General features: G+C 37.4%; 23 protein-coding genes. 22 read left to right on the top strand and 1 reads right to left on the bottom strand.

The genetic code is table 11. The features are described 5' to 3' along the window. Positions 1 to 148 precede the first annotated feature (148 nt). From JJN12_RS14500 to JJN12_RS09855, 9 genes are all read left to right on the top strand, one after another. Positions 149 to 1,858, top strand: coding sequence for a GGDEF domain-containing protein (locus tag JJN12_RS14500; RefSeq protein WP_208429524.1), 1,710 nt, complete (start codon positions 149 to 151; stop codon positions 1,856 to 1,858). Next, the gene (locus tag JJN12_RS09890) at positions 1,858 to 4,128 is read left to right on the top strand and encodes a glycogen/starch/alpha-glucan phosphorylase (RefSeq protein ID WP_208429523.1); all 2,271 of its coding nucleotides are present in this window, start codon (positions 1,858 to 1,860) and stop codon (positions 4,126 to 4,128) included. The genes JJN12_RS14500 and JJN12_RS09890 overlap by 1 nt, the downstream gene beginning before the upstream one ends. A 120-nt stretch (positions 4,129 to 4,248) precedes the next feature. Then, complete coding sequence (gene malQ / locus JJN12_RS09885; RefSeq protein WP_208429522.1) at positions 4,249 to 5,778, top strand: 4-alpha-glucanotransferase; 1,530 nt, start codon at positions 4,249 to 4,251, stop codon at positions 5,776 to 5,778. Positions 5,779 to 5,787: 9 nt separating this feature from the next. Beyond that, the gene (locus tag JJN12_RS09880; RefSeq protein WP_208429521.1) at positions 5,788 to 6,009 is read left to right on the top strand and encodes a hypothetical protein; all 222 of its coding nucleotides are present in this window, start codon (positions 5,788 to 5,790) and stop codon (positions 6,007 to 6,009) included. 354 nt (positions 6,010 to 6,363) lie between these two features. Further along, a complete protein-coding gene (locus JJN12_RS09875; protein ID WP_208429520.1) occupies positions 6,364 to 6,645 on the top strand; it encodes an RpnC/YadD family protein in 282 nt (93 codons plus the stop codon). Between the two features lie 72 nt (positions 6,646 to 6,717). Further along, positions 6,718 to 7,020, top strand: a complete 303-nt coding sequence (locus JJN12_RS09870) for a DUF1292 domain-containing protein (protein WP_208429519.1) — start codon at positions 6,718 to 6,720, stop codon at positions 7,018 to 7,020. A 48-nt stretch (positions 7,021 to 7,068) separates the two neighbouring features. Then, the gene (gltX, locus tag JJN12_RS09865) at positions 7,069 to 8,532 is read left to right on the top strand and encodes a glutamate--tRNA ligase (protein WP_208429518.1); all 1,464 of its coding nucleotides are present in this window, start codon (positions 7,069 to 7,071) and stop codon (positions 8,530 to 8,532) included. Between the two features lie 13 nt (positions 8,533 to 8,545). After that, the gene (locus tag JJN12_RS14495; RefSeq protein WP_208429517.1) at positions 8,546 to 10,402 is read left to right on the top strand and encodes an ATP-dependent helicase; all 1,857 of its coding nucleotides are present in this window, start codon (positions 8,546 to 8,548) and stop codon (positions 10,400 to 10,402) included. A 150-nt stretch (positions 10,403 to 10,552) separates the two neighbouring features. Continuing rightward, complete coding sequence (locus tag JJN12_RS09855) at positions 10,553 to 10,867, top strand: helix-turn-helix domain-containing protein (protein ID WP_208429516.1); 315 nt, start codon at positions 10,553 to 10,555, stop codon at positions 10,865 to 10,867. 10 nt (positions 10,868 to 10,877) lie between these two features. Here JJN12_RS09855 and JJN12_RS09850 read toward each other — a convergent pair whose 3' ends face one another. Beyond that, positions 10,878 to 11,660 carry a ZIP family metal transporter gene (locus tag JJN12_RS09850; RefSeq protein ID WP_236013760.1) on the bottom strand — a complete coding sequence of 261 codons (783 nt, stop codon included), beginning with the start codon at positions 11,658 to 11,660 and terminating at the stop codon, positions 10,878 to 10,880. Positions 11,661 to 12,182: 522 nt separating this feature from the next. Here JJN12_RS09850 and JJN12_RS09845 point away from each other — a divergent pair. From JJN12_RS09845 to JJN12_RS09785, 13 genes are all read left to right on the top strand, one after another. Then, positions 12,183 to 13,136 (top strand): helix-turn-helix transcriptional regulator, encoded by a 954-nt coding sequence (locus JJN12_RS09845; protein WP_208429515.1) that lies wholly within the window; start codon positions 12,183 to 12,185, stop codon positions 13,134 to 13,136. Positions 13,137 to 13,145: 9 nt separating this feature from the next. Continuing rightward, positions 13,146 to 13,379, top strand: a complete 234-nt coding sequence (locus JJN12_RS09840) for a hypothetical protein (RefSeq protein ID WP_208429514.1) — start codon at positions 13,146 to 13,148, stop codon at positions 13,377 to 13,379. Between the two features lie 345 nt (positions 13,380 to 13,724). Then, positions 13,725 to 16,001: a hypothetical protein gene (locus tag JJN12_RS09835; RefSeq protein ID WP_208429513.1), complete on the top strand. Its 2,277-nt coding sequence runs from the start codon at positions 13,725 to 13,727 to the stop codon at positions 15,999 to 16,001. Between the two features lies 1 nt (position 16,002). Further along, complete coding sequence (locus JJN12_RS09830; RefSeq protein WP_208429512.1) at positions 16,003 to 17,043, top strand: TRAFAC clade GTPase domain-containing protein; 1,041 nt, start codon at positions 16,003 to 16,005, stop codon at positions 17,041 to 17,043. A gap of 20 nt (positions 17,044 to 17,063) precedes the next feature. Beyond that, positions 17,064 to 17,771 carry a hypothetical protein gene (locus JJN12_RS09825; RefSeq protein WP_208429511.1) on the top strand — a complete coding sequence of 236 codons (708 nt, stop codon included), beginning with the start codon at positions 17,064 to 17,066 and terminating at the stop codon, positions 17,769 to 17,771. Positions 17,772 to 17,917: 146 nt separating this feature from the next. After that, the gene (locus JJN12_RS09820; protein WP_208429510.1) at positions 17,918 to 19,585 is read left to right on the top strand and encodes a nuclease-related domain-containing DEAD/DEAH box helicase; all 1,668 of its coding nucleotides are present in this window, start codon (positions 17,918 to 17,920) and stop codon (positions 19,583 to 19,585) included. A 10-nt stretch (positions 19,586 to 19,595) separates the two neighbouring features. Then, positions 19,596 to 19,784 (top strand): hypothetical protein, encoded by a 189-nt coding sequence (locus tag JJN12_RS09815; protein WP_208429509.1) that lies wholly within the window; start codon positions 19,596 to 19,598, stop codon positions 19,782 to 19,784. A 141-nt stretch (positions 19,785 to 19,925) separates the two neighbouring features. After that, the gene (locus JJN12_RS09810; RefSeq protein WP_208429508.1) at positions 19,926 to 20,162 is read left to right on the top strand and encodes a DUF3791 domain-containing protein; all 237 of its coding nucleotides are present in this window, start codon (positions 19,926 to 19,928) and stop codon (positions 20,160 to 20,162) included. Then, positions 20,159 to 20,632, top strand: a complete 474-nt coding sequence (locus JJN12_RS09805) for a DUF3990 domain-containing protein (protein WP_208429507.1) — start codon at positions 20,159 to 20,161, stop codon at positions 20,630 to 20,632. Before JJN12_RS09810 ends, JJN12_RS09805 begins: the two co-directional genes overlap by 4 nt. Beyond that, complete coding sequence (locus JJN12_RS09800; RefSeq protein ID WP_208429506.1) at positions 20,626 to 20,856, top strand: DUF3791 domain-containing protein; 231 nt, start codon at positions 20,626 to 20,628, stop codon at positions 20,854 to 20,856. Before JJN12_RS09805 ends, JJN12_RS09800 begins: the two co-directional genes overlap by 7 nt. 5 nt (positions 20,857 to 20,861) lie before the next feature. After that, entirely contained in the window at positions 20,862 to 22,559 is a 1,698-nt protein-coding gene (locus JJN12_RS09795; protein WP_208429505.1) for an AMP-binding protein, read from the top strand. A 91-nt stretch (positions 22,560 to 22,650) separates the two neighbouring features. After that, positions 22,651 to 22,878: a phosphopantetheine-binding protein gene (locus tag JJN12_RS09790; RefSeq protein WP_208429504.1), complete on the top strand. Its 228-nt coding sequence runs from the start codon at positions 22,651 to 22,653 to the stop codon at positions 22,876 to 22,878. Positions 22,879 to 22,880: 2 nt separating this feature from the next. Beyond that, positions 22,881 to 24,452 carry an MBOAT family O-acyltransferase gene (locus JJN12_RS09785; protein WP_208429503.1) on the top strand — a complete coding sequence of 524 codons (1,572 nt, stop codon included), beginning with the start codon at positions 22,881 to 22,883 and terminating at the stop codon, positions 24,450 to 24,452. Positions 24,453 to 24,457 lie beyond the last annotated feature (5 nt).

Genomic DNA, 24,457 nt, shown 5'->3' with positions numbered 1-24,457 from the left:
AAATAGTGTGAAATAGTCTGTAAATTTATAAAAATTTTTTGTGAAAAAATGCAGATTTTTAAGCTATTTACCAAAAACCTTGCTAAATATTTAAATTTAGGTTATAGTCTATACAGAGAAAGTGCTATTATAACTTTGGAGGATGAAAGTGAGTAAATACGAGAAGAGTGCTGTCTTTGATTTCATACTTGTCATAGTTTTGTTTATTTTTATGGGTGTTGTCGTATTTATGAAAGTAGACAACTCAATTTATAAGACTAGAGATGAAAGGAGTCTTGAGGATTTTTCAACCTCTTGGCATACAGATAAGGGCAAAGAAGTATCCTTAGAAGATGTAGGTGAAAAGGCCCAAAGGAACACTTTGGGTGAACTTGAGATCAATCTTTATCATACTTTCCCTGCATATTTAGTGAGTGATACAATACTTAACTTTAGAACAAAAAATATAAAATTTCAGGTTAGTATTGGCGATAAAATAATATATAATTTTATGCCTGATGACCAACAGGTTCTCTCCAGGGGTAATGGAAGTACTTTTCACAGAATTGATATAAAGACGGATGATGCCGGTAAAGAGATAGGGCTGAAGATTTTTCCTATCTATAAAGATAGAAGCAGCCGCATAACAAGCATGTATTTGGGAAGAACCTGGGACTACTTTGGGAAGGTACTGGATGAGAATTTTTGGAGTTTCCAGTTTAGTATAATAACAATTCTGATTGGAGTAATACTTGTAACTATTTCATTTCTATCAAAGCTTGATAGCGGACATAATGAAAGAAATAGGATGTTAGGTGTGTTTACGGTATGTATGGGATTGTGGGTGATGTGCGAGACACTGATGCCGCAGTTTATGTTTGGACATTCTTCTCAGTTTAATGAGATAAACCACTTGTTGCTTATTTTCATGCCTTATTTTTTCATAAGCTATGTCTATCAGGATTTGGAATACAGTAGAGATTATATTTTAAAGATTTCATTTGTATTAACTGTAATTGAGCTTATTTTGATTAGCGGACTAAGCATTATGGGAGTAATGGATTCACACGAGTCGCTGTTTATAGTTCATATCGGTATTGCGATTACGATTTTACTGATATTACTTGCGATTTATGACAACGTTACGTATTGTAAAAAGAATAAAATCAAGGGTCATACTGTAACCCTGGTTGTTACACTTGGAGTATTTTTAATAAGTATAATATGGGATATGATTAGTTATTACAAGAGTTACAGCATCAGAGATGGAGGCTCTCTAATGAGAACTGCTATTCTTATTGGTGTTGTGATACTTGCAGTAGATTCACTTTGCAAATTATTTGAAGGAATTAAAGAAACAGAGTTATCCAACAAGGTATTTGAAATCAAATACAAAGATTCACTTACAGGACTTGCCAATAGAAATGCGTATGAGTTAAAAGAAAAAGAAATACAGAAAAAACTTGATAAAGGCGAGATTGATGAGCTTCTTATATGCAAGTTCGATATGAATGACCTAAGGAAAATAAATGATAATTACGGACATTCTTATGGTGACCGCCACATCATAAAATGTGCCGAGATTATAAATCAATCATTTGGGAAAAGCGGATATACTTTCAGAGTAGACTGTGATGAGTTTGCGGTCTTTGTAATTGGAGATGGTGTTGAGTATATCTACGAGAGAGGGATTCTAAGACTAAAGGAACTTGAAAGAGAGTTCAATAGGACTCCGAATCTCCTTGCCCCACTTCATATCGGTTACGGTCATGTGATTTACAACAGTGATACATTTGGAACTGTTGAAAAAGCTGTGAGTGGAGCTGATAAGAAGATGTACGAATGTAAAGATATGATAAAGAAAGGAGCAATAGTCTAATGGAAATTAGGGATAGATTTGAAAAATTATCAGCCAAGCTTTATGGGAGGCCAATAAGACAGTGTACGGAGGCAGAGCTTTTTCATACATTGCTGGTACTTACAAAGGAGCTGATAGCTGATAAGAAGCAGATAACGGGAGAAAGGAAGCTCTACTACATTTCTGCGGAATTTCTTATAGGCAAACTGCTTAGCAACAATCTTATAAATTTAGGTGTATATGATGAAATAGACAGTATATTAAAGGAATCAGGCAAGAGCCTCTCTATGATAGAGAATATCGAGCCTGAGCCATCGCTTGGAAATGGTGGACTTGGAAGACTTGCTGCATGCTTTCTTGACTCGATTGCGAGTCTTGGACTGAATGGCTGCGGTGTTGGTCTTTTGTACCACTTTGGCTTATTTAAGCAGTCATTTCACGATCACCTTCAGTGCGCAAATAAAAATGAGTGGATTACCGACAAGTCATGGCTTACAAAGACTGATTTAAGCTTCGATGTTAAATTCGGTGACAGAACAGTTAGATCTACAATGTACGATATAGATGTAGTTGGATACGAGAATGGAATCGGAAAGCTTCATCTATTCGATGTGAATTCCGTGGATGAGAGCATTGTAGGAAATGGTATTGACTTTGACAAAAACAACATAGAGAAAAACCTAACCCTTTTCCTCTATCCTGATGATTCAGACGAGGCGGGACATCTTCTTCGTATCTATCAGCAGTACTTTATGGTAAGTAATGCCGCAAGACTCATTATAAAGGATATGAAGGATGCGGGACATGATTTACATGACCTTAATAAGTACGCTGTAGTTCAGATTAATGATACACATCCTACTATGGTTATCCCTGAACTTATCAGAATTCTTACTCAGGAAGAGTATTTTACAATGGATGATGCGATTGAAGTGGTAAGCAAGACCTGCGCTTATACCAACCATACCATCCTTGCTGAGGCACTTGAAAAATGGCCTCTAAGATACCTTGAAAAGGTAGTTCCTGTACTTGTGCCTATTATCAAGGAGCTTAACAACAGAATAAGAAAAGTAAATCCTGATCCTGTTATTCAGATAATAGATGATGAGAACAGGGTACACATGGCTCATATTGACATCCACTATGGTTTCTCAACCAATGGTGTTGCAGCCATCCACACAGATATTCTTAAGGATTCCGAGCTTAATCATTTCTACAAGCTCTATCCTGAGAGATTTAACAACAAGACCAATGGTATTACCTTTAGAAGATGGCTGCTTTCCTGTAACCATGGGCTTGCGAGGCTCTTAGATGAGACAATCGGCACAGGCTATAGAAAGGATGCCTCTGAACTTAAGAAGCTCTTAGAACATAAGGAAGACCAGAACTTCCTTGACAAGCTTGATGAAGTTAAGAAAGCCAACAAACAGGCGCTTGCAGACTATGTAAAGAAGATGGAGGGAGTGAATATTGATCCTAACTCTGTATTTGATGTGCAGGTAAAGCGTCTTCACGAGTATAAGCGTCAGCAGATGAATGCACTCTACATCATACACAAGTACCTTGAGATCAAGGCAGGTAAAAAGCCTGAGACTCCTGTTACCTGCATCTTCGGTGCAAAGGCAGCCCCTGCTTATGTGATAGCTAAGGACATCATCCACCTCATCCTTGTACTTGCTGAGATAATTAACAAGGATCCTGAGGTTAGCCCATATCTTAAGGTGGTTATGGTTTCAAACTACAATGTAAGCTATGCAGAGAAGATTATTCCTGCCTGCGATATATCTGAGCAGATTTCTCTCGCGTCCAAGGAGGCAAGTGGAACTTCTAACATGAAGTTTATGCTTAACGGTGCTATTACTCTTGGAACAGATGACGGTGCCAATGTAGAGATACACGACTTTGTAGGAGATGATAACATCTACATCTTTGGTGCGAAGTCTGATGAGGTAATTGAGCACTATAAGAAGGCTGATTATGTGTCTCGTGACATTTACAATAAGTCAAAGGTGGTAAAAGATGCAGTTGACTTCATCGTAAGTGATACGGTTACAAAGGTTGGTAACAAAGAGAACCTTGAAAGACTTTATAATGACCTTATAAATAAGGACTGGTTTATGGCTCTTCTTGACCTTGAGGCTTATATTGAGAAGAAGGACGAGATACTTAAGGATTATGCTGACAGAGAAAAATGGAAGAGAATGGTTGTTGTAAATATGGCAAATGCCGGTTTCTTCTCGTCTGACAGAACAATAGAAGAATATAATAGAGATATCTGGAAACTGAGATAGTTTCAGGTAGCATATAACCGGGTGCCAAAAGCTTGAAGACTGTTTTACCTTGTTAAAATGGATTTCAGATTTTGGCACCTGTCTTATAAACTATGCTAAATATAGGAGAAAGGATAATTTATGAGAAGTTGCGGAGTACTTTTACCGGTTAGTTCATTGCCTTCCGAATACGGTATTGGCTGTTTTTCAAAAGAGGCGTATGAATTTGTGGATAAGCTTTTTGAGGCAGGACAGGGCTACTGGCAGATACTGCCACTTGGACCAACAAGCTATGGAGACAGTCCATATCAGTCATTCTCTACCTATGCAGGCAATCCTTACTTTGTAGACCTTGTAGAACTTAAGAATTTGGGTCTTATCAAAGAAGCTGAGCTTAAGAAGCTTAACTTTGGGAAGAATGCTCACTATGTAGACTATGCGAAGGTATATAATTCAAGATTTAAGGCACTCAAGATAGCTTTTGAGAATGCCAAGAAGCTTCTTAAAGCTGGTAAACTTAAGATAGAAGGTGCGGAGAGCTTTGAAGCATTTAAGAAGGCGAACAGCCTTTGGCTGCCTGACTATTCGCTTTTTATGGCTATTAAGGACTCGCTTGGCGGTATAGCTTGGAATGAGTGGGAGGAAGGACTTAGACTTCGTGGGGCTGCTACACTTAAGAAGTACAAGGATAAGCTTGCTGATGAAGTTGAATTCTACGCATTTATACAGTGGATGTTTGACATACAATGGAAGAAGCTTAAAAAGTATGCAAATGAAAGGGGAATTAAGATAATAGGTGATGTGCCTATCTATGTTGCCTTTGACTCTGCCGATGCTTGGGCAAGTCCTGAACTTTTCCAGTTTGATGAGAATTTCATACCTACTGCGGTTGCAGGCTGCCCTCCTGATGCTTTCTCAGCGACAGGACAGCTCTGGGGCAATCCTCTTTATGACTGGGATTATCACAAGAAGACGGGCTACGAATGGTGGATGAAGCGTATGGCGAGGGCATTTGACCTTTACGATACTGTAAGAATAGACCATTTTAGAGGCTTTGATACCTATTATTCCATTCCTTATGGAAGAAAAGATGCAGTTGTGGGTAAATGGAAGAAGGGCGCGGGCTTTGCACTCTTTGCAAGGATGAAGGAAGTGCTTGGAGAGATGGATGTGATAGCTGAAGACCTTGGCTACCTCACACCTTCTGTAATAAAGCTTGTGAAGCGTACAGGGTATCCGGGAATGAAGGTCATCCACTTTGCGTTTTACGGTGGAGCTGAAACTACCTACCTCCCACATAACCATGTAGCAAATTCAGTTGTATATACAGGAACTCACGATAATGACACCACTCTTGGCTGGTACCGTTCTTTAACCAAGAAGGTAAGAGATTACACGAGAGAGTATCTTAATATCCGGACTGAGGATGAAAAGGAAATTGTATGGGATGTTATAAGAAGTGCTTATATGAGTGTGGGTAATCTTGCCATTATCCCTATGCAGGACTTCCTCTGCCTTGGAAGTGAAGCCAGAATCAATACTCCGTCTACGCTAGGTGGTAACTGGGAGTGGAGAATGGGCAAGAAGGACTTTACTGCAAAGCTTGCAAAGAGAATGAAAAAGCTTGCCATAACCTATGGCAGAGCAGCGGATGAGACTAAAGTTAAGTAAGGAGAATGAATGAATCCATTCACAATGTTAAAGTATAAATCACAGCTAGAGGGCAATCACCCAAAGGCTGCAGAATTTGTAAAAAGAGTTATATTGACCGGACTTCCCGAAGGCACTATAGTAGAGGTGTCCATAACCAAACCGGGTGAAGAAACCAAGACTACCAATGTTAAAGTGACCAGGGAAGACATCGAGCTTTTTGATGAAGCAAGGAAGAGTAAGGGAAAATAAAACTATTTAGCTCTACATTAAAGGGGAGAGAGACCTAAGTCTTTTTCCTCTTTTTCTTGTATTTTTTAATGAACTGTGATATTATTAATTTGTTATTTGATTCTGGTTTTTAATTGACTAATTCTTGGATTTCGTTTCAGAAATCAAAATTCACACAAGATTATGCAATGTCAGGGATATTTTCGTGGCTTATTTTTTGTACCCAAGATTCAGCACCTTCCTAAATATTTTTTATTTAGGGTAACTTATTGTTTAATGATTAAAAAAGAGGTAAAATGAAAGAGAAAGACATAACAGAAAAGAAATTATCGACCTCATGACTTGGATATAAAGCATCCTGAGGAAGTATTAGATTTGCTAGATGCGGTACTACATGATGACAGATTTAAAATAATGAAAAGTGAAATTGTCCGAATCAAAACAGAAGGGAGAGAGGTTGATATGTGTGAATTTTTAGATGAACTTGAGAAAAGAGGGATGGAAAAAGGAATAGAACAAGGAATAGAACAAGGAATGGAGAAAGGTGAAGAACAAGCTACATTCCGCATAGCAAAGAATTTTAAGGACAGTAAGGTAGATGTAGAGATTATAGTGAAGGCAACAGGACTTACAAAGGAGCAGGTAGAAGCACTGTAATAAGTGATTTTTATTTTCCAAATCAAATATTTGTGATATACTATTATGGCATCAAATTAAGTGGAGGTGTTTATGGCTATAGAGAAGGAAGAGAACTTACCTTACATGGTGATTCCCGTTGATATGGAAGACGGAACCCAGATAGAATGTGAAGTACTTGCTATCTTTCCGGTAGGGGGCAAGCAGTATATTGCCCTTATTGACAAAGACAATGACGACAGCGATATATGGCTGTATAGATTTGTCCCGGTTGGAGATGAAGAATTCAACATAGAAGATATCGAGGACGATAAGGAATTTGAGTTGGTAGAGGATGCCTTTAACAAGATGGTAGAGTCTGCGGAGATAGATGCAGTAATAGACGAAAAAGAATAAAATAGGCAATTCCCAGAGGGATTGCTAAGATAGACAGGAGATAAGAAAATGAAACAGGTAAGAACAAGGTACGCACCAAGTCCAACAGGAAGAATGCACGTAGGTAATTTAAGAACTGCTCTTTATGAGTTCCTCATAGCAAAGCATGCAGGAGGCTCATTTTTACTTAGAATAGAAGATACAGATAGGGAAAGATTTGTACCGGGAGCCCTTGATATCATTTACAAGACAATGAAGGAGACAGGTCTTAAGCATGATGAAGGTCCTGATATTGGCGGTGACTGTGGCCCTTATGTGCAGAGTGAGAGACAGGCTACGGGAATATATCTAAAGTATGCCAAAGAACTTATAGAAAAGGGAGAGGCTTATTACTGCTTCTGCGACAAGGAAAGGCTTGAAAGTCTCAAGCAGACTATAGACGGGAAAGAGGTCATGGTCTATGACAAGCACTGCCTTAACCTTCCTAAGGAAGAAATAGAGAGAAATCTTGCTGAGGGCAAGCCTTACGTCATCAGACAGAATATTCCAAGAGAGGGAACTACCACATTTAAGGATGAGGTTTATGGAGAGATAACAGCTCCAAACTCAGAGCTTGACGACCAGATTCTTATTAAGTCTGATGGCTATCCTACCTACAATTTCGCCAATGTAGTAGATGACCACCTTATGGGAATCACCCATGTAGTCCGTGGCAATGAGTATCTTTCATCTACACCTAAGTACAACAGGCTCTACGAAGCATTTGGCTGGGAAATCCCTACTTACATCCACTGCCCGCTTATTACCAATGAAGAACATCAGAAGCTCTCAAAGCGCAGTGGACACAGCTCCTATGAAGACCTTATTGAGCAGGGCTTTGTACCTGAGGCAGTTGTAAACTTCATAGCACTTCTTGGCTGGAGTGCTGAGAGCGGAACTGAGATATTTGACCTTGAAGGTCTTATCAGAGAGTTTGATTATACCAGAATTAATAAGTCGCCTGCTGTATTTGACATGGTTAAGCTTCGTTGGATGAATGGTGAGTACCTTAAGGCTATGGACTTTGACAAGTTCTTTGAAATGGCTCTTCCATACATCAAAGAGGTGATTACAAAAGACCTAGACCTTAAGAAAATAGCTGAGCTTGTGAAGACAAGAATCGAAGTATTGCCTGACCTTAAGGAGCATATTGACTTCTTTGAGGAACTTCCTGATTACGATATAGCTATGTACACTCACAAGAAAATGAAGACAACCTCTGAGAGCTCGCTTGTAGTTCTTCGTGACCTTCTCCCACTACTTGAGGCAAGTAATGATTATTCAAGAGAGGGAGTTGAGGCTGTACTTATGGGCTACATCCAGGATAAAGGCATCAAGAACGGACAGGGACTTTGGCCGATAAGAACCGCTGTTTCAGGCAAACAGATGACACCTGGCGGGGCTTACGAGATAATGGAGATTCTTGGCAAGGAAGAAAGCCTAAGAAGAGTTAGAATAGGTATAGAAAAGCTAAATAAGGCAGTAGAGGGCTAATTTAGGAGGAAGTGTGGAGTACAGTAAGCCACAGTTAGAAGCAGTAAGACACGTAGATGGCCCTATGATGGTGCTTGCAGGGCCGGGCTCAGGAAAAACAGCAGTAATTACTGGAAGGGTGCGCTACCTTTTGGAAGAGATGAAGATTGCCCCTCAGACCATCCTTGTTATAACCTTCACAAAGGCAGCTGCTACAGAGATGAGGGAGCGCTTTGTAAAACTAATGGGAGAGTCAAAGGGAGTACAGTTTGCCACCTTTCATTCGATATTTTTTATGATACTCAGGGTGTCCTACGGTTACGGAGTAGACCGGATAATTAGTGAGGAAATGACGAGGAATTTCCTAAAAGAAAAAATAAGGACACTGGACCTTGAAGAAGGGGATGAAAAGGATTTTATCAAAAATGTAATTGGAGAGATAAGCAGGGTAAAATCAGAGGGAGTGGATATAGAAAACTATTATTCCATAAGCTGCCCGGAGGAAGCATTTAGGGATATATTCAGGTCTTATGAGGCTTTTATGAAAGAGAGAGGGCTGATTGACTTTGATGATATGATGATACTCTGTGACAAGCTTTTTAGTGATTATCCTCATATCCTTGAGGCTTGGCAGAGCAAGTTTACATACATCCTCATAGATGAATTTCAGGATGTATCCAGGCTTCAGTTTGAGCTTGTAAGCAAGATGGCAAAGCCCCTTAACAACATTTTTATAGTGGGAGATGACGACCAGAGTATATACCGCTTCAGAGGCGCAAAGCCTGAGATTATGCTGGGCTTTGAGAAGATATATCCAAATTGCAAAAAGGTTATATTAAATGAAAACTACCGTTCTACAGAAGCCATTCTTAACTTCGCAGGGAGCGTAATACATAAAAATAAACAGCGTTTCGACAAGAAAATAGTGGCTGCAAAGGGAGAGTCGGGAAGCCTCCCTGTGATAAAGAGCTTTTCTGATAGAAGAACTGAGGATACTGCCATAGTAAAGGATATAATAAAGTCTCACGAGGCTGGAATACCATTTTCTGAAATGGCCATTGTATATAGGACAAATGTTGCGGCAAGGCCTGTAGTTACAAAGCTTATAGAGTATAATATTCCGTTCATCATGAAGGAGATGGCTCCAAGCATTTACAACCATTTTATAGCTAAAAATATAATGGACTACCTTGAAATAGCTAACGGAGACAGGTCAAGGAGCAGATTCTTAAATATAATGAACCGCCCAAACCGCTATCTGACAAGAGAAAGCCTTGCTGATGCAGTAACCCTAAACAGAGATAAGGTTGAATATGTGAGCTTTATCAGGTGGACTGATGCCTATAAGGGGAGGAACTGGATGGCTGAAAGAATCAATACACTTCAGTTTCATCTTGCAAAGCTAGCCGAACTTTCTCCCTTTGGCGCGATTCACTACATAAGAAAGGCTATTGGCTATGACAGGTTCTTGACGGAATACGCAGATGAAAGACATATAGATGCTGAAGAGCTCTTTGACATACTGGAGGAAATAGAGGAGGCTGCAAAGCCTTATTCCACCCTCAAAGAATGGAAGGAGAGCATAGAAGAGTTCAATAAGAAGCAAAAGGAAGAGTTTGAAAAGAATAAGAATTCCGACAGAGATGCCGTAGTAATCTCAACAATGCATGGCTGTAAGGGATTGGAGTTTGAGAAGGTATACATCCCTGAGGCTGTGGAAGGCATTATCCCATACAAAAAAGCCATCAGGCAGTCGGATATAGAAGAGGAGAGAAGGCTCTTCTATGTAGCTATTACCAGAGCCAAGAAGGAGCTTATGATTACCTATCCGAAGAGTCTCTATGGAAAGGACAAGGAGGTTTCACCGTTTTTAAGAGAGTATCTGAGGTAGAGGGTAGCTTGTCGGTTATAACTGACAGATTTTGAAATAAGACAAAAGTTTCGATTATAATCGATAGCATTGCAAGCGATGGATAAAGTAAATAAAAATTGACAAAATACCTCTTTATGTTTAATATTATTGACATAAGGAGGTTTTGTTATGGCTAAAAAATCAGTAGTGTTATTGCCTGAAACTGAAAATATACTTGCTCAGATGGGAGAGCAGATAAAATTAGCAAGACTGCGAAGAAGAATATCAGCTACGCTGGTTGCAGAAAGAGCAGGAATAAGCAGGGCAACCCTTGTCGCTATAGAAAAAGGAGCACCATCAGTAGCCATAGGCTGTTATGCGGCTGTACTCCACGCACTAAACTATATGGACAGGGACTTGTTGCTGGTAGCCAAAGATGATGAACTTGGAAGAAAACTACAGGACTTGGGACTTATGGTAAATAAGAGAGTGAGGAAGGGATAAGAGTTTTCTCTTATCCCAGCGATACATCAAGAATCATCATGGTCACAAAGCCCACCGCAAAAAGCACTGTGCCAATGTTGGAATGCTTTCCTTCTGACATCTCAGGAATCAGCTCTTCAACCACTACGTACATCATTGCCCCGGCTGCAAAGCTTAGGAAATATGGGAGCAAAGGCACGACCTGTGAAGCACAGAGAATAGTTAGGACTGAACCTATAGGCTCTACAAGTCCTGATAAAACTCCGTAAAGAAAGGTCTTCCACTTTGGCATGCCCTCAGCTCTAAGAGGCATAGATACAATGGCACCCTCAGGAAAATTCTGAATGGCAATACCTATTGCAAGAGCCAGGGCGCCAAAGTAAGTGATGGTACTGTTGCCATTAAGCCAGCCTGCATAGACTACACCTACTGCCATACCCTCAGGGATGTTGTGGAGTGTAACGGCAAGAACCAGCTTAAGAGAACGGCTGAGACGGCTTCCTTTAGGGCCCTCTTCTGTAAGGTCAAGGTGCATGTGAGGGGTAATTTCATCTAAAAGAAGTAAGAAACCAACGCCTATGAGAAAGCCTACGGCAGCAGGGATAAATGCAAACTTTCCAAAAGACTCCGACTGCTCAAGGGCAGGTACCAGCAGACTCCAAAAAGATGCTGCCACCATCACCCCTGCGGCAAACCCTGTCAGAGCCTTTTGTAGCTTTTCGCTCATATTTTCTTTTAGGACAAATACCATAGCAGCACCAAGGGATGTGCCGAGGAAGGGTATCAGTATTCCTATCACCGTGTTTATATACATATAATTTCTCCTTAGCTGAAAAGGGTTTGGTTTAATGCATTTATATTTTACACAATTTAATTGTAAAGGAAGTTTGAGGAAATTTCAAGATTAATTTTTAACTGATTGCAAAAGCTGATATTATCATTTCATTATTAAAACACTTATTTGGAATTATTCGAAACAGTTAATTTATCGCAGATTGTGTAATGAGAGATATTTTTTGTAAATTCTGATTGCAATATCCTGAAAATGTGGTAAAATATATATATTATATTTTGAGAGGTTTCAAGGGGATGAGAAGTGAAGTATTAATTGAAAGTAAATGGGACTCAGAGTTTCAATCATTACGCAATAGCAAAATAAAGAAAAAACACAAGCATTTGTTTTAAGCGCGCTTAAAATGGGTGCTTTTTGCGTTTAAAAGCTTCTTTAACACAAACAATGTTGTAACTAGAAATTTTAACTAGAAGTTTTTTAGAATGACATAAAGTGTCCATCTCAAATGATACAATGTAGATATCAAAGTGAGAGGGCAAGAAGATGGAAGAATATAAAGGTGATAAAGTAATGCGTACCTTACAGATGTACGCAAAGTTAATGGACGGGCATGTTATATACAAGGGAACAGAGGCTGCCTTTTATGGCGTAAATGAGAGGAGTATCCAAAGGGATATAGACGATATCAGAAACTTTCTGGATGTGGATTCTGAGAGAACAGGTATAGAAAACTCTATTGTTTATGACAGGATAGAAAAGGGCTATAAGCTAGAGACTTTATATAAGATTAGACTAAGCAATAGCGAAGTCTTGGCTCTTTGCAAGATACTGCTAGATAGTAGGGCATTTACTAAGGTTAAAATGGTAGAAATGCTAAACAAGCTGATTACCTGTTGTGTACCTGAAACCAATCAGAAGCTTGTGCAGGACTTGATCCGTAATGAAGAATTTCACTATGTAGAGCCTCGTCACAAGTCGGATTTCATGGATAGAATGTGGCTTCTAGGTCAGGCAATAAGGGAAAATAAATATATTGAGATTGATTATTGCCGGTCTAAGGATAAGAAGGTGGTTAAGCGGAAAGTAAAGCCAGTAGCTATAATGTTTTCGGAGTACTATTTTTACCTAACTGCATTTATAGAAGATGAAGAAGTGAGGAAGAACTTTGATGTAATCAATGACTCATTTCCAACAATATACCGCATAGACAGAATAAAAGATATGAAAGTTTGTGCTGAGAAATTCCATATCCCTTACAGTAGCAGATTTGAGGAGGGTGAGTTTAGAAAACGAATCCAATTTATGACTGGTGGCAGACTAACAAAGGTCAAGTTTAAGTACAAAGGAACTGATATAGATGCAATACTTGACAGATTGCCAACAGCTAAGGTGCTTGATGAGGATAATGGGGTTTATACAGTTCAGGCTGAGGTATTTGGAAAGGGAATTGAGATGTGGCTTAGGAGTCAGGGAGAGAATGTTGAGGTTGTGGAATAGGAGGAGATTATGAATAAGGTTTCATTAAAGTCAGATATTAAAGATAGCAAGAATAAGGTGACTATGAAAGTTTATGATTCAGTAGTAGCTGTTGACATTAACAAGGGGAAGAGTGTGAGAGAATTAAAGATGAGAAAAATTATGACAGGTATAACTTCTGTAATTATTAAGGTGCCAGAAAAGAACAAGCAATTATTTATTAAGAATATATCTACAAAAAGAGAAAACTGGAATAATTGTTAGAAGGGGTTTAAGCTCATAATTAGATTTGAGCATATATATATATGATGAATAGGAGGAGTATAGATATATGAGATGTTGTTATTTAGTATCGTGAAGTATTTTGTTGCAATGATACATAGTCTATATTACAAGTATGATATTTGTAATGTATATTAGTGAGAGGGCGGAATACAAATGAGAAGTAAACTGATTTTTAATGAAAAACGATTCTGGTATTTGTTTTGTTTTGGTAATGGAAAAGTTATGAAAGAAAAGTGCTTGCCTGATAGTTCTTAATGAAGGGGTTTAGCTAGATATAAGTAGATAATACATTTAATATTATTGATTGACAAAAGGAGGTTCGGAATGGATATACCTAGTAAGATAGAGGAACTAATTAAAGAGAGAGAAAGAAAATTGCCTTTAGTTTCTGAGATGAAGGGGAAAATAGCTCAAGCCAAGCAAGTTATTGAGAAACTTGAAACGATTTGTGAAGAAGCTGGGTTAGACCAATCAGACAAATTCAGGGATTTATTTGAACAAAACCCGGATATTGCTGAAGATTTAAGACTAATAAATACTAAACAATTTAATGGTGCGTATGATGAGGCGGTGTCTCTGCTTAACAAATTAGAAGATCGTTTTTCCCGTAAAGAAATACACATTAGCTTTGTAGGTCGTGCAAGACAAGGGAAAAGTCTTGTAATGCAAAGTATTAGCGGACTTTCGGGAGATATTATTCCTGCTTCAGACGGTGCAGATTGTACTGGTACAAAATCTGTAATAATAAATAAAGATGTAACCGAGGTTACTGCTGAGATAAATTTTTATAACCGAGCAGAGTATTTGGAAATTGTTAATAAATATATGAAAGATATCTTTGAAGACAAAAACAAACTTTTGTCAGTAGAAGAAATCTCAAAGTTACCCGTAGTGGACTTGCGTAATCAGATTGATACAACAAGTGCTAAAAAATTAGCTTTATTTGAACAGTTGGTAAAATATATTGAACATAGCGAGGAACTGATACCACTACTTGGAATGAAGAAGAATGTCCCGGCAATGGATATCGAGAAATATGTAGCGCAATACAGTTGTAAAGATAAAGCGCAAAAGTACTTTAGTTATTTGGCTGTTAAAGTAGCAAATATAATGTGTAAGTTTCCTTGTGAACAATCTGGGAAAATAATGCTTGTAGATACTATTGGCTTAGGTGATACTGCTATTGATATACGTGAACGAATGCTAGAGACTGTTGGAAAAGATAGCGATGCAATTATTTTAATGACACGACCAGACTCTAAAGGACAAAAATTAGAACAAGATGATATAGATATAGTACAGTCAATATCGGATAAAATGACTGCAGATTATACTAAACAGTTGTTGTTTTGGATTTTAAATAAGGTTAGTAGTGGTGTTGGAAAGAATGTTGATGGACTTGCAGAAATACAAAAAAGAATTAAGGGTATTACTGAAGACGATATAACCGCAGACTGCATGATAATTGATTGTTTTGATAGGAAAGATGTTGAAGAAAATATGCTAATCCCAATATTGAATAGACTTTCTACCGGACTGCCAATCACTGATGAGCTGATGATTAATGAGGCTGCTGATCAAATAAAAGTCTTATATCAAGAGTATCATAACATTGCAGACAAAGTTGGCAAGGCAGTTCTAGCAACGATTGATCTAGATACTAAAAGAGAATTTAGAAGTGAAATTAATAAGACTTACAACAGAATGACCAATAGTATAAGAAATCTATATCTTTCTGAGCCTTACGGCAAATTAAGGAAAAATGCTTGTGAAGTTTTGAAAAAAGCTGCGGAACAAAAGTTGCTAAATATATTCAAGAATATTCCTGAAAAGGAAGAAATACTAGATTATCTTAATAATGGAACCATTAATCAGCATAATGCATATGAAAGATTAACTGATAGGATTAGACTTAACATAATTAATGACTTTTTAGAATTAAATGTAGTTTTGCATGAGTTAGTTGTTCAAATGAAAAATAATATAATTCATTGTCTAGCAGATGAGAATGAAGGTGGGTTAAAGTATATAATTACAGAATCTGTTGAAAACGTTGATGAATGGTTACAAGAATTGATAAGCAAGTTTAATAGTGAGAATAAATATGAACTTATTAGTGAGGCTTTAGAGCAGCTTTTAAAATTTGATTTACGAATGGAGAGCTTTTTGATTTATAGGGTACGTGGGAATTTAGACACTATAGATATTAGTTTATCGGAACAGCCTCCTGAAATAAGAGGAAGTCTTGCTGAAAAGGATATAATAGCATCTGATATAGTTTCATGGTTAGAGCATAACCTTGAAACTGTATACAAAAATATTAAAGAGGATTTTAAAACACTTTATAATTATCCAAACACTGCTTTATGGGCAGTTGTTAAGGATTTTTATGATAGGATAGTGTATGCAAGCAAAGGTGATTTTACAGTTGAAAGAGCATGGGAGTACTTTTATGAAGATAATATATCTTTTATTTGGAAGGATAAATATGGTGAATATCAAGCAAAGAAATCTGTTAGTCAATATTGGGACGAATTAATTAATGAAATTCGCAAGTATGATAATAAAAAACAGTTTTGCTTTATGAGCAAGGAGGTATAAAATGGGTAGTGTTGAAGCTTTGAAAGTACAAGTTATGATGGTAGGTGGTCGTCGATGTGGTAAAACCAGTGTTTTGGCAGCGATGAAGGATAATTTTGAAACGCAGTTTGCAGATACAAATTTAACCATTGCAATTGATGATTTTGATACATTGGAAATTTTAACTGCAAAAATTAATGAAATTAATGACTATTTTTTGGGTGATAAAAGTAGAAATATAATACCAGATAGCAATCCTACGGATGATATGATGAAGTACACTTATTCTATAAGAATAGCTGGTAAAAAGGGAAAGATTCAGGTGGAGTTCATCGATTATCCTGGAGAATGGTTGACTGATAAAGTTCATCACGAAGAACTTAGGAATCTGATGACAGAAACTCAAGTGATTGTTGTGGTTATAGATACCCCGCATCTAATGGAAGAAGATGGACAATATAATGAATATCGTAATTTTTGCTACCAAACAACAGAAATGTTAAAAACGGCATTAGATGATGGTGAAGAAGGTGAAAAGCTAATATTGTTTGTACCTCTAAAATGTGAAAGATATTTAAATGATGGGAAAATGGATCAGGTTAGAAAAAGGACAGAGGAAGCTTATGCAAATTTAATAAATTATTTTAACCGAAATAAAAAGAAATATGAGGTTGCTGTAACACCTATATTTACATTGGGGAGTGTGATATTTAGCCATTTTGGAAGAGATAAGCAGACAAGAGAAATCAAAATTAATAATTATAAGACACCAGAGGAAGCGGTATATATTTTCTCTGATATAAATGTAAAAAAACCATCACCTAAATATTGTGAGCAACCAGTGGTATACTTGTTGGCTTATTTATTTAAAATGGCTGAGCAGAAAAAAAATAAGGATTTTTCTCAAGGAACATTCCTCGATAAAGTGGGGATTTTCATTTCAGAGAAATTTTTAAATTTTGCATCTGCTAGTGATTATGATGAACAAAAAAAATGTGTTTTAAAAAGACTTAAAAAAGAAGACGATGGATACCATATTATACAAAATACATTGAAGTTTTAAGATGGAGGTGATTAAGTATTATGATTACTTTATACTATTACTGCTCATATGATGGTTCACCAATAGGATTTAATCTAGGTAAAATAGAACTACAGGAACAAATTCCTGTAGTTCAGGAGTTATCAGACAAGAATATAGATACATTTATTAGAGGTTGCTTTGAAACTGGAATATTAAGAAGTGCATTTGGTAAAATAAATAATCTCAATTCAAATAATGAATATTTTTTGCTAAAGAGGAAATTGGTTTGTAAGAAGGATAATTGCAATTATTATATGAATATTGCAATTGTAACAGATGAGTGGAATCAGTTTTGCTCTTTTATGAAGGGTAGTGATGAGGACAATAGGCTTGCTGAAATTGTCTTGAATAGTATGGTTATTTCAAACAATAAAGAATTTGGTTACAGCATTAAGACAGATAAAATAATGGAACTTCTTTCAGTAGGCTATGAAAAAATATGTGAATGTAATATGCAAATGCTTAGGCGAGTTGAAAATGAAGATGCTTTTTTTGTTATATTATCAACTCAAAATCCGGATATTAGTCTTTTGAGGTCTAAACTATGTGTTGCACAGAATAGTGGTAGACAAATAATAGACATTACTGGACAATCGGGAAGGATAATTTCTTTCGGAAAAAAAAAGACAGCCAGCATACGGAATCATATAGTAATTATGCTGGCGGTGATAATTATGATTGTTCTAGGAATTGCAATTCTAAAATAAACGATGAATGTATACTAAAGAGAGCTATAAAAAAAATAATAGAATGATAAATGATGATGACTAAGAAAACTAATTTCTTATATCTACAAGTTATTTGAATCGATCATTATTATGAAGGAGCATAAATATAAGGAGAGGTTCTACATATGCCTACATTTATCCCACCCTACTTGGGTGAAGAAATAAAAAGCAATGCAGAAAAAAAGATGTATAATGTATTGCAAGAGCTAGACTTGAAATATGCTTATATATTACACTCGCTGGGGCTTCCAAAGCACAATCACAAAGCTTACGGAGAGATCGATTTTGTCATTGTTTGTGAATATGGAGTAGCCTGCCTTGAAATAAAGGGTGGCAGAGTAGAGTGTAGAGATGGGAACTGGTATTTTATAGATAGGTATGGAATAGAAAGAACAAAGCATGAAGGACCATTTGCACAAGTTGTGGGGAATATGTATAGTCTTGACAAGATATTAAAGGACAAATTCCATAATAGCAATAGACTTAGTAATATCGCAATGGCCTGCGGCGTTGTATTTCCTGACATTAGATTTGAGTATAACGGTCAGGAATGTATTCCAGAAATAACTTTTGACAAATCAACCTCAGATATTACCGAGTATATCAAAAATATTTTCGGATATTGGGAAAAGATAAAGTATAAAGACAAGGCCAAACTTTCGATACAAGATATCAAGAATATTGTTAATTTTCTTAGAGGAGATTTTGTATTTGTTCCTATGCTCTCAGACAGATTAAATGATGTGGAGAGAAAACTTGTAAGATTGACATATGAGCAGACACAGCTTGTGCAAGCATTATCTATGAATGCACATCTTATGATAGAGGGGAAGGCTGGAACTGGAAAGACTCTTTTGGCGACAGATTATGCGAAGAAAAGAGCTGAAGAAGGCAAAAAAGTACTATATTTGACATTTAACAAGAACCTTTCCAATAATGTAAACGCTCAGATTGGAGGAATTGAAAATCTTAAGGTGATAAACATTCATGCTCTTTTTGGCGAATATGTACAAGTGGATAATGAAAAATTAAACGCTAATCCCAATAAGTATTTTTCGGAAGAGTTGCCTGAAGAAGTTTTGGATTATTTATCAGTACTTTCTGATTCTGAGATTGATCAGCTTAATTATGATGTGCTTGTAATGGATGAAGGACAGGATATTCTAAAACCATCCTATTTATATCCTTTAGATACTGTTTTGAAGGGAGGCTTTGATAAAGGATACTGGGCTATATTTTACGATTCAGACCAAAACATTTACAATCCAGAATATGATGCTGGAATGGAGATAATTAATGGCTTTCACTCAGCTCATTTTAAGCTTAGGATTAATTGTAGAAATACAATTCAAATAGGGACATATAGTTCTTTGCTAAGTGGAATTAAGTTGGATGAATTCATTAGGGAGAATGGTGAGGAAGTTATAAAACTTAGTTATAAGACCGTTGAAGAATGCAAAAAAAAGATTGATGATATACTTGAAGAATTTAAAAAAGAAAATGTAAGTTTAAGAGATGTTGTCTTTCTCGCACCTCACAGGTATAAAAACTCTATTTTGTCAGAAATGGAAATAGAAGTAAATGAATTGGGAAAACCGGAAATTGATAAAAATATCCCGTACTTTTCAACTATTCAAGGCTTCAAAGGTCTAGATTCGAAAATTGTAATCTTGGTAGATATTGAAACTATTAAACCTGAGAATTATTCTAGGTTCATTTATATCGCAGGGACAAGGGCGAGGACTTTGCTTTATGTAGTGGCTTCTGATGAGTTTTGGAACATAAAAAAATAGGAGGATAAAGTTGAGACTTCTAAAATGGATTGATAAAATTACTAAAAACCATAAAAAAGAAAAAGGAGTAAAGAAACGTTTTACTTTAACTACGAAAGGATATAGAGAGTTTAAGGACTTGAAAGATGTGACAGGGATTGATTTAGACAATATGGAAATAATTGATTTGACTAAAGAAGATGTAGGTGAGAGTAAATAATTGGCGCTCTGCAAACTACTGATTCTAAAGATGCTATTATAGGACTGTAGCTGAAATCTCAGCCACAGTCCTTTTTCAATCTACGCAATTGACAACCCACCCCCTTCCCTTATACAATAGCCTTAGAAAAGAGGTAACCATATGCAAAACACCAACACCGACTATGGTCTTAATGAAGTAGAATTTGCCATATTTTGTATAGAAAATGTTGCAGCTGTGCTTAATAAGGATGCTGTCATGACTTATGATGCATTAAAGAATTCAGGGATTTTACACGAATACATCTTTGCTTGTTATGATGTGCTCCACACACAGGGGAAGGAGTATATTGTAAATGACATAATAGAGCTTATGAAGAGAAAAGGGGTAGAATTATGATTTTATATCATGGCTCATATCTTGAGGTATCTAAGCCGGACTTAGAGCATTCGAGGCTGAATGTTGACTTCGGAAAGGGCTTTTATACCACGCCAATTCTCGAACAAGCTGAGAATTGGTGTAAAAAGGTAAGAAGTGAAGGTAAGGAAGGAATTGTGTCGGTATATGAATTTAGCGAAGAGGCTTTTGAGAGCTTAAAGACCTTGAAATTTGATTCATATTCGGAAGAATGGCTGGATTTTGTAGTAAACTGCAGACTTAGTAAAGATAAGTCTGATTATGATATCGTTATTGGTGGTGTAGCCAATGATAAAGTATTCAATACCATTGAATTGTTTTTTGATGGACTTATTGAGAAAAAAGAGGCTATTAATCGTCTGCGTTATGAGAAACCGAACTTGCAGATTTGTTTTCGTTCGGAAGAATCGCTCAAATATCTCCATTTTGAAAGGAGTGAAATAATATGCTAGCACACCCAATCCTTTTACAGAAAAAATACGCAAGAATTGTAGTAGCCTATGCAAAAGAGCGTAATAAAACAGTTGAAGAAGCCTTAGATTATTTTTATCACTCTATAGTTTACACACTTATGAGCCAAGGAATCTCAGATATGCATTGTATGAGCGATGCCTACCTGGTCGAAGAACTTATTTTAAGGGAAACTGCCCCTCCCCACAATCTTAGAAAAGAATAAACATTATGAAACCAACTAATATACTCACTTACCTTGATGAAACTGCCACAAGCTACCCCGACAAGCCATCCTTTATAGGTGAAGCTTCCGCCTTGACCTTTTTGGAGCTTAAATCGAAAACCGAAGCTATAGGAAGTTTCATAGCTGATAAAAATATCTATAACGAGCCTATACTTGTCTTTATGGAGAAGTCCCCTGAGGAGGTTTCTGCCCTTTTGGGAGTAGTCCGCTCGGGGAATTTTTATGTGGCGCTAGACCTTGATATGCCTGAGACAAGGCTTGATGCCATCATAGATATAACTAAAGCAAAGCTTATGATAGTTGACGAACATACTAGGGAAAAGGCTAAAAACCTTGGATTTAGTGGAGATATTTGTAGCTTTGAGGAAGCTCTAAGCAGGCAAACTAATGCCATGTTATTGCTAGATATAAGCCATAAGGCAAAAGAGATAGACACTATTTACCTGGTATTTACCTCAGGTTCTACAGGGGTGCCAAAGGGAGTGGTGGCAAGCCATAGGAATGTGATTGACTATATAGAGGGGCTTGGCAAAGTCTTAGAGTGTGATGAGGATACTGTATTTGGCAATCAGGCGCCGCTCTATCTTGATGCAAGCCTAAAGGATGTCTATACCACGCTAAAATACGGGGCGACTACATATTTTATTCCTAAGAAGCTATTTATGTCTCCGGTTATGCTCATAGAATACCTTAATGAACATAAGATAAACACTATCTGCTTTGTATCCTCTGCCTTTACCATATTTACCAAGCTATCAGCCTTTGACATAGCAAAGCCTGAGTACCTAAAGGTTGTTGCCTTTGGCGGCGAAGTATTGCTGATTGGCCATTTGAAACAGTGGATGAAAGCCTGCCCTGGGGCAAGATTTATCAATCTGTACGGTGCAACTGAGTGTACAGGTATGAGCAGTTATTATGTGGTTTATGATGTGGAGAAACTGGAAAACGGTATACCTATCGGGAAACCGCTTCCCGATACGGAGATTTTTCTAATGGATGAGGAAGGTAACCCTATAGCAAATCCGCATCCTGGTGCGGGAATTTTTTCTAAGGATGAAGAAGACAGCCATATAGCAAAACCTGATGATACGGAGATTTTTGGGCATAGCAAAATAGATTTATCAATAGGAAAACGGCTTCCTAATGTTGAGACTTTTCTCATCGATAAAGAATACAGCCACATAGTAAAACAGTCTGCTGAAATGGAGAATTTAAGGCATAAAGGCAAAATCTGCATAGGTGGAACAGGGCTTTCTTCAGGCTACTACAAAGATGAGGAGAGGACAAAGGAGAAATTTGTGAACTACCAATTAACAGATGGTAGGTCTATACTCCTTTACAAGACAGGCGACATAGGCTACTTTGGAGAGGATGGAGAGCTTTATTTTGCAGGAAGAGGGGACAATCAGATAAAGCACAGAGGCTATAGGATTGAACTTGAAGAGATAGAAGCCTGTGGAGGTGCATTTGAGGGAGTTGACAGAGGATGCTGTATTTATAACCCTGAAAAGGAGGTTATAACATTTTTCTACGAGGGTAGAATAGAAGAAGCCAAGGTAAAGGAAAATTTTAGAAATAGACTTGCCTCCTATATGGTTCCTGGCAAGGTGGTTAAGCTTGATAAGCTTCCGCTTATGGCAGGTGGTAAGATAGACAGGAAGGCTTTATCAAAACTCATTTAAAAATATTCGCTAAAGTGTTATAGTTATATTTTAAAAGTAAATGGGGAAGCTATAGCAATCCCATATCACAGGTTATTTAAGGAGAGCCTTTATGAATAAGACTGAATTACTTGACATTTTGCAGGACATCCACCCGGAGGTTGATTATGAAAAGGAGAAAAGCCTCATAGATAGCGGGATATTTGACTCATTTGACATAGTGACTCTCATATCGGAAATCGCTGAAGAATTCGATATAAAGGTGCCTGCCAATGAGATTACACCCGACAACTTTAACTCACTTGAAGCGATTATTACACTTTTAGTGGAATTGGAGTAGAGATGCTATTCGTATCTTATGGATTTATAGCCTTTTTAATAGCTTTCATTATCTGCTATTATACTGTATTTAAGCGGTTTCAGTGGCAGTTTTTGCTCTTTGCAGGCCTTTCATTTTACTTCTATGCCGGCAAAGTCTATCTCATATATATGGCTCTGGTTACTGCCGGAGTCTGGTTTGCGAGCCTTAAAATAGACGATATCTATGTGAATATATCTAAAAGAAATTCAGAGGTAAAAGCGGAGGAAAAGCACCGATTCACTGCCTCAGGTAAGGGGGAAAAATGGCTCTACTTCGGTCTTATTTTCAGCCTTGGAACCCTCATAGTGGTAAAATATGCTGACTTTGTCATTGCCAATATTAACATAGTATCAAATGCACTTACAGGCGGTGGAGGATTTAAGTTTCTTAACCTCATTTTACCTATGGGAATTTCTTTCTACACCTTTAAGAGCATCGGCTATCTTGTGGATGTATACCGCAAGAAATACAGGGCTGAGAAAAATTTCTTTAAGTTCGCCCTTTACATATCATTTTTCCCGCAACTAATCCAAGGCCCTATAAGCAGGTTTGACCATATCTCTGAGTCACTTTTTACAAGGCATAGCTACAATCACAAAGACTTTATCAGAGGGCTTTACAGGCTGTTATGGGGTTATTTTAAGAAAATGGTAATCGCAGACCGCATCTTACCTGCAGTTCTTACCATTGTTTCTGACTCTGAGACCTATAACGGAGTCTTCGCCCTTATGGGAATCATGTTTTATGCACTGCAGATATATGCAGACTTTTCAGGCGGAATAGACATCACCATAGCCATAGCGGAAATGCTTGGAATCAAGGTGGAGGAGAACTTCATCAGACCGTATTTTTCAAAAAATGTTAAGGAATACTGGCGCCGTTGGCACATAACCATGGGGGCTTGGTTTAGGGACTATGTATTCTATCCACTTTCCGTATCGACTTTTATGCTGAAGCTGTCAAAGTTCTCCAGAAAGCACCTTGGGAAAAGCATAGGAAAGCGTGTGCCTGTCTACATTTCAGCACTTATGGTCTGGTTCCTCACAGGACTTTGGCATGGAGCAGGCTGGAACTTTGTAGTATGGGGGCTCCTAAATGGACTTTGCATACTGATATCTGACGAGCTTAAGCCTGTCTTTGCGGCTTTTCACAAACTTATTCCGATAAAGCAGCTACCTTTTAGAGCTTACGATGCATTTTCAGCCATCCGCACCGTATTTATAATGAGCAGTATCAGAATGCTTGATTGCTACGGCGATGTAGGAGTGACTTTTAAGGCATTTTTTAGTATATTTTGGGTAAATAACTGGGGAAAGGCGGTAGTTACCGACCTTGGAATAACTACAGCTGATTACCTCGTTTTAGCTGTGGGAGTAGTTATTTTATTTGTGGTAAGTCTTGCCTCAAGAACTACTGACATAAGAGACAGGATATTAGCTAAAGATGAGATTATCTGGTACCCTGTGCTTGCCCTGCTTTTTGTAACGATTCTGATTTTTGGAGTCTATGGTATAGGCTATGACAGCTCACAGTTCATATACAACAGGTTTTAGGAGGA

Source organism: Catonella massiliensis (assembly GCF_016651435.1).
In the GTDB taxonomy this organism is placed as follows: domain Bacteria; phylum Bacillota; class Clostridia; order Lachnospirales; family Lachnospiraceae; genus Catonella; species Catonella massiliensis.
Note: the sequence above shows the minus strand (reverse complement) of the source record. Positions and strands in the feature narration are given on the sequence as shown.